The following is an 11,175-nucleotide window of genomic DNA, read 5'->3' on the forward strand; positions in this document are numbered from 1 at the left end:
TGAGTGTATTGATCGAACGAATGGGCCGGGTCGTATTGATCCGGTTGAATCGACCACAGGCACGAAATGCCCTGAGTACGGCGGTAATGCACCAATTGCTGGGCGCAATGCGCGGGTTGGACGCCGATCCTGACGTAGGGTGTTTCGTGATTACCGGTACCCCCGAGTACTTTGCTGCGGGCGCGGACATCAAGGAGATTACACCAAGTCGTGCCTGGACATGATTACCGAAGATTACTTCGCCGGATGGGATGCTTTCGCTGGGTTTCGAACGCCAAAAGTGGCAGCCGTCGCCGGGTTCGCCTTCGGCGGTGGCTGTGAGCTGGCGATGATGTGCGACGTAATCATCGCCGCTGAGTCCGCACAATTTGCTTTACCGGAAATCACCTTGGGCGTCATGCCGGGCATGGGTGGCACTCAACGGCTGACGCGGGCCATCGGCAGGGCCAAGGCTATGGACATGATTCTCACCGGGCGTGCGATGGGCGCGAGGGAGGCCGAGCAGGCAGGACTGGTATCACGCGTGACGGCCGCCGATCAGTTGCTTGAAGAGGCAGTGGCCGTGGCACGACGCATCGCCGGATTTCCGCGAACGGCGGCGCTGGCTGCCCGCGAAGCGGTTAACCATGCGCTGGAAACGGGACTGCGCAACGGCGTGTTGTTTGAGCGCAGGGTGTTTCACGGTTTGTTCAGCACGCCCGGGCAGAAAGAGGGGATGCAAGCCTTTCTGGAGAAGCGCGAGCCTCGCTTCGAGCAGCTTTGAATCGCTCAAGCGCAGCGTCCTACACGGTGCGGTGAAAGAAACTACAGTTCTGAAGGAATAAACCTGCGAGGCATACGTCTCATAGCACCTTTCCTTCTGGCCTTTGGCTCTGGAGTCTTTCATGGTTGACCGCACCTCACCTGATACAACGCCGCCCGGAAGGGCGCAGCGTCCACCCTTGGGTGCTGCAAGTCTGATATTGCGCCTGGGCGGTATTGCCGTGGTTGTCGCCGCTGTGGCCGGGGCGTTTGCCTACGTGCATGGCAACTTGGACCCACAACGGCTGACGCCAAAAGCGCTGGTGGATGTGCTGGAAAAGAACAACGGTGTGCATCCCGGTTTTCGCCGAAACCACGGCAAAGGCGTCTGCGTGATCGGCCGTTTCGAGAGCAGTGGCGAGGCGCGTGCGTTCTCCACTGCACAAGTGTTCAACGAGGCGCAAACGCCGGTGGTCGGACGTTTCGCACTGCCTTCGGGCAACCCGTACGCGCCGGACGGCAGCGTGCCGATCCGCAGTCTGGCGCTGCGTTTCACCCAGGCCAACGGCCAACAGTGGCGCACCGGCATGAACAGCATGCCGGTGTTTCCGGTGGGCACGCCAGAGGCGTTCTATCAGCTACAGCAGGCGCAGTCGCCGGACCCGGCCACCGGTAAGCCGGACCCGACGAAAGTCCCGGCGTTCTTCGCCGCGCACCCGGAAGCAGTGCCCTTTCTGACCTGGATCAAGACGGCCAGACCGTCGGCCAGTTACGCCACCGAAACCTATAACAGCGTCAACGCGTTTTACCTGGTCGACGGTAACGGCAAGAAACAGGCGGTGCGCTGGAGCATGACCCCCGTTGCGCGTGACGCTGCCGGTGCTACCGCGCCCGAGGGCGGCGATTTCCTTGAAAAGGATCTGGTGCAACGCCTGGCATCCGGGCCACTGCGTTTTCAATTGAATATCACCCTCGCCAATCCTGAGGATCCGGTCAACGACGCCAGCAAGAACTGGCCCGCCGAGCGCAAAGTGTTGAATGCCGGCACGTTGGTGCTGGAGAAAACCCAACCGCAACTGAGCGGCGAGTGCCGTGACATCAACTACGACCCGCTGGTATTGCCGGCCGGCATTCAAGGTTCCGACGACCCGTTGCTCGCCGCCCGATCGGCCGGCTATGCCGATTCCTACCTGCGCCGCACCAGCGAAGTCAGCCAGTTGCCCGCCGCCAAACAGGAGGCTCGCCCATGAGCACCCAACCGACCCATTTCGTTTTGCTGGCGCGGCTGCTGCACTGGCTGATGGCCGTGATGATCATCGCCATGCTGTTTATCGGTGCCGGCATGGTCACCTCGGTGTCCGAGCGGCATGAATGGCTGATCCATCTGCACAAGCCGCTGGGCATTGCCATTCTGGCGCTGGTGATCGTCCGTCTGCTGGTGCGCTGGAGCACACGCCAGCCACCGCTGCCGGCTGATCTGCCGGACTGGCAAGCGCTGGCGGCCAAGGCTTCGCATTGGTTGTTGTATGGATTGATGCTGGTGTTGCCGTTGCTCGGCTGGGCGATGATCAGCGCCTCGGGCGAGCCGGTGATGCTCGGTACGGCGTTGCAATTGCCGGCCATTGTGCCCGCCGATGCTCAGTTGTTCGCGCTGCTGCGCAAGGCGCACGGCTATCTGGCGTATCTGTTGTTTCTGACGGTGCTGGTGCATCTGGCGGCAGCGTTGTTCCATGGCTGGATACGGCGTGACGAAGTGCTCGACAGCATGTTGCGCGGTCGCGATCGCGGCTGATCGCCGCAACCGGCGCATCAAGTCGATGCGCCGGTTGCCGATCAGCGAGGGCAGGGGATCAGCGCAGGATATCGACCATGTCGGCGATGGTGGTCAGCACATCCTTGCCCAATTGTTTCGAGCGCTTGCCCGACCAGCCGGTGATTTGGTCGGGGTGGTCATCGTGGTCCTTGAACGGCATTTCCAGTGTCAGCGACAGGCAGTCGTATTTCTGCCCGACACTGTTGCAAGCCAGAGTCATGTTGGCCTGGCCCGGTTCGTCGCGGCTGTAGCCGTACTGGGTCTGGAAATCCCTGGTCGTTTGCTTGAGGTGTGTGTTGAAGTGCTCTTCGAGCTTTTCGATGCGCGGCGTGAACCCGGGATTGCCTTCGCAACCGGCAGTGAACACGCGGGGGATCTCCTCATCCCCGTGTACGTCGATGAACAGATCGACGCCATACTTTTCCATTTGCTGCTGTACGAAAAGTACTTCGGGGCTGATCTCCTGGCTGGCGTTCTGCCAAGCGCGATTCAAGTCCTGGCCCATGGCGTTGGTGCGCAAATGGCCGTGGAAGGCACCGTCCGGGTTCATGTTTGGCACCAGGTACAGATCGGCGCTGGCCAGCAGTTTGTTCAGCACCGGATCGTCTTGTCTTTCCAGGCGCTCGATCACGCCTTCCATGAACCACTCGGCCATGTGCTCGCCCGGGTGTTGCTGAGCGATGATCCAGACCTTGCGCTGGCCTTCGTCGCCGCTGCCCTTGCGCAGTAACTGGATGTCACGACCTTCGACGCTCTTGCCCGTCGCCAGCAGTTGCGTGCCGGCCTTGCTCAGTGCCTGCTCGATCAGCCAGTCATGGCGGCCGCGGCTGTACGGTTCGAAATAGGCGAACCAGGCGTGGGTCTGGGTGGCTTCGAGGCCGAAACGCAGGGAGTCGCCTTCGAAAATGGTCGGAATGCGGAACCAGTTGACGTGATCGTAGGACGCCACGGCCTGGTAGCCGGTCCAGGCTTTGTTATACGAAGACTGGCTGGCGTTGATCAGCCGGAACCAGTGTTCCTGGCCGACATGCAGACCACTGGCCTTGAAGTGGAACCATTGAAAATGTGCGCTGCGGGTATCCGGGCGAATCGCCAGAACCGGGCTGAGCGGATTGCTGAGATCGATGACTTGAATGTTGCCGCTGTCGAAATTGGCGCTGATGTCGAACGAGGATTTGGCCACGGACATAATCGATTCCTGAACACGATTTTTATGGCCGTCACTTTACACGCAGGCTGGTTTGAAACCGAGGGGAATTGCGGGGGCTGCAGCGGGGGGCGTCCTCCGTGACGCGCAAGCAGCTTAGAGAGTGTGCGAGTGATTCTCAAGTGCTAATTGGTAAAGTTTGCCCCAATGTGGCCGGGCTTCGCTTGTCATCCGATATTCTTTTGATATTATCCGCGCCATCGAATGCGCAACACCCAAAGACTTCATTAGCCTGAAGCCATAAGCCCGAAAAACGGGCAAAAAAAGACCCGGCAAAAAGCCGGGTCAAAAACCGTGATTAGCCTGATGAGGAGATAGTCCAGAAGACCGACCTAAGGTCTCTGGTCCATCGACTGATCTCGCGACCAGCTGCTTGCAATAATAATCATTATCATTTGCAAGTCAAATGTTTTTATCCGCCTGATTGGAAAATCCTTTCCTGTCTCGTTCCGTCTGCTGTGCTCAGGCTTCTTCGCCATCGAGCGAATGGTCGACCATCGCCCGCGCCATATCCACCATGTGCACCACGGAAAACGCCAGATCGCGGCTCGCGCCCTGCAGGGTTTCCGCGGCCTTGAACGCTGTCGCCGCCGCACAGCGCAACAGGTCCGAAGCATGCACCAGGGCTTCTTCACCGCTGAGGTGACGTTTGACGTCGAAAAAACGCTCATCCACCTCGGGTTCTGACACAGCCGGTTTCAAGTAATAGTCCAGCGCCCGTTGCGCTGCCGCGTTGCCCTGAGGCGAAGTAAACGTGGTGTCCATTTGCAGATCGGGCAAGTCTTTGCTGCTGATAGTCATGATGACGAGGCACTCCTTGTTCGATTGAGAATCCGTCCTCTCAGCATAGTACTGTGCGTAGTTGTGACTAGAATTTAAATACTACAATTTGTGTTTTGCCGGCCGAAGGCGTCGACAGTAAGGTGCTGCACATGGATAAATGGATTGAGTTGGTCAAGGCCAAGATGAGTGAACTCAAAATCACTCAAACAGAGCTCGGAGAGCGCGTCGGCATGTCCCAGGGCGGGATCGGTCATTGGCTGAACAAGCGTCGCGAACCCGGTGTCACCGAGATGAACCGCGTGCTGCAGGCGCTGGGTCTGGATTTTCTCGAAGTGGTGCTGGTGATTCGTGAGCCGCAAGTTACGCCGGAGGATGAGATGCCGCTGGCGCAGAAGTACAACCCGTACTTCCGTTACCCGGTCAGCGATTGGCAGACGACGTGCGAGGTGCGCGAAGGCGACCCGGCGTCCTACACCAGGGCCTCCGCTAAACAGCGCTTCGAACTCACCGATTATCACGCACGCGGCGCGGCGTTCTGGTTGACGGTAGCGGGGGATTCGATGACCGCGCCGACTGGCCAGAGCATTGCCGAAGGCATGCTGATTCTGGTCGATCCGGCGGTTGAGGCGGTGCCGGGCAAACTGGTGATTGCCCAGTGGCCCGACAGCCCGGAAGCGATTTTCCGCAAACTCGACGAACAGGGCGGCCAGCGGTACCTGGTACCGCTCAACCCAACCTGGCCGAAAGCCCTGCTGACCGATGAGTGTCGAATCATTGGCGTCGTGGTGCAGGCCACGGCGCGTTACTAGTCAGATCGATCCTCGCCAGGCGCAGGATCGATCCTTCATTTACACGGCTTCCAGCTCCACCAGAGCGCTGCCTTCGCCGACCATTTCGCCCTCCTGACAATACAGCGCTTTGATCACCCCGGCATGCGGCGCGCGAACGCTGTGCTCCATTTTCATCGCTTCCAGCACCACCAATTGCGCCCCAGCCTCAACCGATTGGCCGGCCTCGACCAGCACGCGGACGATGCTGCCGTTCATCGGTGCAGTCAGACCGCCCTGATGGCTGTGACTGGCATCGACGGCGCTGATCGGGTCGTACGTTTCGATACGTCGTAACTCGCCGTCCCATTGCAGATACAGCGCATCGCCCTGGCGAATGGTGCGCAAACTACGGCGCACACCTGCTTCTTCCACGATGAGTGCTTCGCCGCTCAGTCTGGCATTGCCGGTGTCATTCAACGTCAGCGCTTTATCCTGACCTTCGCAACTCAAATGCAGGGTTGTTTCGCCTGGCAAGCCTGTGCGTAAACCGCTGTTGTGAGACCACGGCGAAGCCGGATCATCCACGCGCGTACGCTGCGGCAGACTCTGCGCCAGCGCTTGCGCCGCCGCGTTCCAGAACGCATCGCTCAACGGTTGCGCCGCTGGCAGCAGTTGCTCCTGATAGCGCGGAATAAACCCGGTATCCAGTTCAGCGGCAGCAAATGCAGGATGCGCAATGATCCGCCGCAAGAAGTTGATGTTGGTCTTCAAACCGCCGATGGCAAATTCGTCAAGCATGCTCAACAAGCGCAATCTGGCCTGTTCACGGTCCTCGCCCCAGGCGATCAGCTTGCCGAGCATCGGATCATAGAACGGCGAGATTTCATCGCCTTCGTCGACGCCGCTGTCTACGCGACGCCCCGGTCCGTCAGCGGATTCGCGGTACAGCGCCAAACGTCCGGTCGCCGGTAGAAAGTCATTCGCCGGATCTTCTGCGTACAGGCGAACTTCAATCGCATGACCGTTGAGCGGCACCTGCTCCTGACTGATCGGCAGCGCCTCACCACGGGCGACGCGAATCTGCCACGCCACCAGGTCCAGACCGGTGATGGCTTCAGTCACCGGATGCTCGACCTGCAACCGCGTGTTCATTTCCATGAAGAAGAATTCGCCGCGTGCGTCCAGCAAAAACTCCACAGTCCCCGCGCCGACATAACCGATCGCCTGCGCCGAGCGCACGGCCGCTTCGCCCATCGCCCGCCGCAGTTCCGTGGACAGGCCCGGCGCGGGGGCTTCCTCGACGACCTTCTGGTGACGTCGTTGAATCGAGCAATCGCGCTCATTCAGGTACAGGCAATGGCCAAGCTGATCGGCAAAGATCTGGATTTCCACATGCCGCGGCTTGAGCAGGTATTTCTCCACCAGCATCCGTGAGTCGCCGAACGACGACTGCGCCTCACGCTGCGCCGAGGCCAGCGCTTCGGCCAGCTGGCTGACGTCCTCGACCACTTTCATGCCTTTGCCGCCACCCCCGGCGGTGGCTTTGAGCAACACCGGATAGCCGATGCGCTCGCAGGCCGCGCGGAAGGTATCGAGATCCTGCGCTTCGCCGTGGTAACCCGGCACCAACGGCACGCCGGCCGTTTCCATAAGCGCCTTGGCCGCGGATTTGCTGCCCATGGCGTCGATGGCCGAGGCGGGGGGACCGAGGAAAATCAAGCCGGCCGCTTCGATGGCGCGGGCGAAACCGGCATTCTCGGAGAGAAATCCATAACCGGGATGGATCGCTTGAGCGCCGCTGGCCTTGGCCGCCGCGATCAATTTGTCGATCTGCAAATAACTGTCGGCCGCTTTGCTGCCGCCCAGATCGACGCGGATGTCCGCTTCACGGCTGTGCCGCGCTTCGCGATCAGTGGCGCTGTGCACCGCGACGGTGGTCAGGCCCAGGGCCTTGGCGGTGCGCATGACGCGGCAGGCGATTTCGCCACGGTTGGCCACTAACAGAGTGGTGAGAACGGGTGCGCTCATCAACGCGGCTCCTCGGTGGTGGTTGCGGCTTGCCAGCTCGGCGGACGTTTTTGCAGGAAGGCGCGCAGGCCTTCCTGGCCTTCAGGGCTGACGCGAATACGGGCGATGGCATTTTCGGTATAGCGGCGCAGCGCCGGGGTCAGCGCGCCATGGCCGACCTCACGCAGCAAGTCCTTGCTGGCGCGCATGGCCGCAGGGCTGTTAAGCAGCAGATTGTTGATCCACTGGTCGACTTGTTGCTCGAGTTCGGCTGGCGGATAACTTTCGGACAGCAAACCGATCTCACGCGCCCGCTGTCCGCCGAAGCGTTCGGCCGTCAGCGCATAGCGCCGCGCCGCGCGTTCGCCGATTGCCTGGACCACGAACGGGCTGATCACTGCAGGCGCCAGGCCGATACGCACTTCCGACAGACAGAACTGAGCGTCATCGGCACCGATCGCCATGTCGCAGCAGCTTATCAGCCCCAGCGCGCCACCGAACGCGGCACCTTGCACCACCGCCAGTGCAGGAATCTTCAGCTTGGCGAGGTTGTACATCAGCTCGGCCAGCTCGCGGGCGTCGTCGAGGTTGGTGTGGTAATCGAGCTCGGCCGATTGCTGCATCCACGCCAGATCGGCGCCGGCGCTGAAGTGCTTGCCACGGCCGCGCACCAGCAGGAAGCGCAGACTGGCGTCGCTGGCGACCTTGTCCAGAGCGAGGATCAGTTCGCGGATCATCTCGGCATTGAAGGCGTTGTTTTTCTCGGCGCGGTCGAGCCACAGCGTGGCGAAACCGCGTGGGTCGCTTTGCAGTTCAAGGGTATTGAAGTCGCTCATATTCATCCGTCTCCACGGTTTCTTCAGGAGTGAGCCTGCTCGCGAAAGCGATGTATCAGGCGATGCATTCGCTGCCTGACAGACCTTATTCGCGAGCAGGCTCGCTCCTACAGAAAGCATCACATCCGGAACACGCCGAAGCGGCTCGGTTCGATTGGCGCGTTCAGCGACGCGGAAAGGGCCAGGGCCAGTACATCGCGGGTCTGCGCCGGGTCGATGACGCCGTCGTCCCACAGTCGTGCGCTGGAATAGTAGGGGTGACCCTGTTCTTCGTACTGGTCGAGAATCGGCTGCTTGATCTCGTTTTCCTGTTCGGCGGTGAACGCCTGACCGCTGCGTTCAGCCTGCTCGCGCTTGACCTGCACCAGCACACCGGCGGCTTGTTCGGCACCCATGACGCCGATGCGCGCGTTCGGCCACATCCACAGGAAACGCGGGTCGTACGCTCGTCCACACATGCCGTAGTTACCGGCGCCGAAGCTGCCGCCAATGATCACCGTGAACTTCGGCACCTTGGCGCAGGCCACTGCCGTTACCAGTTTGGCGCCGTGCTTGGCGATGCCGCCGGCCTCGTATTTCTGCCCGACCATGAAACCGGTGATGTTCTGCAGAAACAGCAACGGAATGCCACGCTGGCAGGCCAGTTCGATGAAGTGCGCGCCTTTCTGTGCGGCTTCGGCGAAGAGGATGCCGTTGTTCGCCAGGATCGCAATCGGGTAACCGTGCAGATGGGCGAAACCGCAGACCAGGGTGGTGCCAAACAGTGCCTTGAATTCATCGAACACCGAACCGTCGACCAGCCGCGCAATCACTTCGCGCACATCGAACGGCTGCTTGGCATCGGCCGAGACCACGCCGTACAACTCATCGCTGGCGTACAGCGGCGCAATCGGCGTGCGCTGCTGCAATTCGCCGAGCTTGCGCCAGTTGAGGTTGGCGACGCTGCGGCGGGCGAGGGCGAGGGCGTGTTCGTCGCTCTCGGCATAATGGTCAGCCACGCCGGAGGTCTTGCAATGCACATCGGCACCGCCAAGGTCTTCGGCGCTGACCACTTCACCGGTCGCGGCTTTTACCAGCGGCGGGCCGGCGAGGAAAATCGTCGCCTGGTTACGCACCATGATCGCTTCATCCGCCATCGCCGGCACGTACGCACCGCCTGCGGTGCACGAGCCCATGACCACGGCAATCTGGGGAATGCCCATCGCGCTCATGTTGGCCTGATTGAAGAAGATCCGCCCGAAATGCTCGCGGTCAGGAAACACTTCATCCTGACGCGGCAGGTTGGCGCCGCCCGAGTCCACCAAGTAGATGCACGGCAGACGATTCTGCTGGGCGATGGTCTGTGCGCGCAGGTGTTTCTTCACGGTCAGCGGGTAATACGAACCGCCTTTCACCGTGGCATCGTTGGCGACGATCATGCACTCGACGCCTTCAACCCGGCCGATCCCGGCGATTACGCCCGCCGCCGGCACGTCCTCGCCATACACCGCGTGAGCGGCCAACTGGCTGATTTCCAGAAACGGCGAGCCCGGATCAAGCAAGCGGTTGATGCGCTCACGCGGGAGCAATTTGCCCCGAGACGTGTGTCGTTCCTGGGCTTTGGCGCCGCCGCCCTGTGCAACTTGGGCGAGCAACGTGTGCAGGGCGTCGACCTGCTTGAGCATTGCCGCGCTGTTGGCGGCGAACTCGGCTGAACGCGGATTGAGCTGAGTGTGCAAAATCATGGGGGGCTTGCTCCGTAAGCAGCTTTTAGCTACAAGCGGCAAGCGGCAAGCTGCAAGTTGGGGCAAGAGCGCGTTTCTCTTGCAGCTTGTAGCTTGCGGCTTGCAGCTGACGAAATTCATTTCGTTTCGTTGAAGAGTTCGCGGCCGATCAGCATGCGTCGGATTTCGCTGGTGCCGGCGCCGATTTCGTACAGCTTGGCGTCGCGCAGCAGACGGCCCGCCGGGAATTCGTTGATGTACCCGTTGCCACCAAGAATCTGGATCGCGTCGAGGGCCATTTGCGTGGCGCGCTCGGCGGTGTAGAGGATCACCCCGGCGGCGTCCTTGCGGGTGGTTTCGCCGCGCTCGCAAGCCTGCGCCACCGCATAAAGGTAGGCGCGGCTGGCGTTGAGCTGGGTGTACATGTCGGCGACTTTGCCCTGGATCAGCTGGAACTCGCCGATGCTCTGGCCGAACTGCTTGCGGTCATGGATGTACGGCACGATCAGGTCCATGCACGACTGCATGATCCCGGTCGGCCCGCCGGAGAGCACCACGCGTTCGTAATCGAGGCCGCTCATCAACACTTTCACGCCGCCGTTGAGCACGCCGAGAATATTCTCTTCCGGCACCTCAACGTCATCGAAAAACAGCTCGCAGGTGTTGGAGCCACGCATGCCCAGCTTGTCGAACTTGTTGCTGCGGCTGAAGCCTTTCCAGTCGCGCTCGACGATGAAAGCGGTGATGCCGTGCGGGCCTTTTTCCAGATCGGTCTTGGCGTAGATCACGTAAGTGTTGGCGTCAGGGCCGTTGGTGATCCAGGTCTTGCTGCCGTTGAGCACGAAACGATCGCCGCGCTTGTCGGCGCGCAGTTTCATCGAAACCACGTCGGAACCGGCGTTCGGCTCGCTCATCGCCAGCGCACCCACGTGTTCGCCGCTGATCAGCTGCGGCAGGTATTTGGTTTTTTGCTCGTGATTGCCGTTGCGGTTGATCTGGTTGACGCAGAGATTGGAGTGCGCGCCGTAGGACAACGCCACCGAAGCCGAGCCGCGGCTGATTTCTTCCATCGCCACCACGTGCGCCAGATATCCGAGGCCAGCGCCGCCATATTCTTCCGGGACGGTGACACCGAGCAGGCCCATGTCACCGAATTTGCGCCACAGGTCGGCGGGGAACAGGTTGTCGCTGTCTATTTGCGCCGCGCGCGGGGCGATCTGGTCTGCGACGAAAGACTGGACCTGATCGCGCAGCATGTCGATGGTTTCACCGAGGGCGAAGTTCAGGGATGGATAGCTCATGCGGCACCTTTTGG

At 61.0% G+C, this 11,175-nt stretch carries 9 protein-coding genes and 1 pseudogene; 4 read left to right on the top strand and 6 right to left on the bottom strand.

The features are described from left to right. Positions 1-20: 20 nt before the first annotated feature. From BLU24_RS12105 to BLU24_RS12115, 3 genes and pseudogenes are all read left to right on the top strand, one after another. Positions 21-763 (top strand): annotated as a pseudogene (locus tag BLU24_RS12105) (enoyl-CoA hydratase-related protein). 121 nt (positions 764-884) lie between these two features. Then, on the top strand, positions 885-1,991 hold the full coding sequence (locus BLU24_RS12110) for a catalase family peroxidase (RefSeq protein ID WP_093100489.1): 1,107 nt from the start codon (positions 885-887) through the stop codon (positions 1,989-1,991). After that, positions 1,988-2,533, top strand: coding sequence for a cytochrome b (locus BLU24_RS12115; RefSeq protein ID WP_093100491.1), 546 nt, complete (start codon positions 1,988-1,990; stop codon positions 2,531-2,533). The genes BLU24_RS12110 and BLU24_RS12115 overlap by 4 nt, the downstream gene beginning before the upstream one ends. Before the next feature lie 58 nt (positions 2,534-2,591). On the opposite strand, the gene BLU24_RS12120 is transcribed toward BLU24_RS12115, so the two are convergent. Beyond that, entirely contained in the window at positions 2,592-3,743 is a 1,152-nt protein-coding gene (locus BLU24_RS12120; protein WP_093100493.1) for a M14 family metallopeptidase, read from the bottom strand. A gap of 480 nt (positions 3,744-4,223) precedes the next feature. Further along, positions 4,224-4,562: a DUF6124 family protein gene (locus BLU24_RS12125; RefSeq protein ID WP_090284444.1), complete on the bottom strand. Its 339-nt coding sequence runs from the start codon at positions 4,560-4,562 to the stop codon at positions 4,224-4,226. Positions 4,563-4,693: 131 nt separating this feature from the next. Between BLU24_RS12125 and BLU24_RS12130 the strand changes: the two genes are divergently transcribed. Further along, positions 4,694-5,353, top strand: coding sequence for a LexA family protein (locus tag BLU24_RS12130; protein WP_090284443.1), 660 nt, complete (start codon positions 4,694-4,696; stop codon positions 5,351-5,353). Positions 5,354-5,392: 39 nt separating this feature from the next. On the opposite strand, the gene BLU24_RS12135 is transcribed toward BLU24_RS12130, so the two are convergent. From BLU24_RS12135 to BLU24_RS12150, 4 genes are all read right to left on the bottom strand, one after another. Next, positions 5,393-7,342, bottom strand: coding sequence for an acetyl/propionyl/methylcrotonyl-CoA carboxylase subunit alpha (locus BLU24_RS12135; RefSeq protein WP_093100496.1), 1,950 nt, complete (start codon positions 7,340-7,342; stop codon positions 5,393-5,395). Continuing rightward, on the bottom strand, positions 7,342-8,157 hold the full coding sequence (locus tag BLU24_RS12140) for a gamma-carboxygeranoyl-CoA hydratase (RefSeq protein ID WP_093100499.1): 816 nt from the start codon (positions 8,155-8,157) through the stop codon (positions 7,342-7,344). Before BLU24_RS12140 ends, BLU24_RS12135 begins: the two co-directional genes overlap by 1 nt. 119 nt (positions 8,158-8,276) lie before the next feature. Then, the gene (locus BLU24_RS12145) at positions 8,277-9,881 is read right to left on the bottom strand and encodes a carboxyl transferase domain-containing protein (protein WP_093100502.1); all 1,605 of its coding nucleotides are present in this window, start codon (positions 9,879-9,881) and stop codon (positions 8,277-8,279) included. A gap of 116 nt (positions 9,882-9,997) precedes the next feature. Next, entirely contained in the window at positions 9,998-11,161 is a 1,164-nt protein-coding gene (locus tag BLU24_RS12150) for an isovaleryl-CoA dehydrogenase (RefSeq protein WP_093100505.1), read from the bottom strand. Between the last annotated feature and the right edge of the window lie 14 nt (positions 11,162-11,175).

It is taken from the genome of Pseudomonas sp. Z003-0.4C(8344-21) (assembly GCF_900104975.1).
Lineage (GTDB): Bacteria > Pseudomonadota > Gammaproteobacteria > Pseudomonadales > Pseudomonadaceae > Aquipseudomonas > Aquipseudomonas granadensis.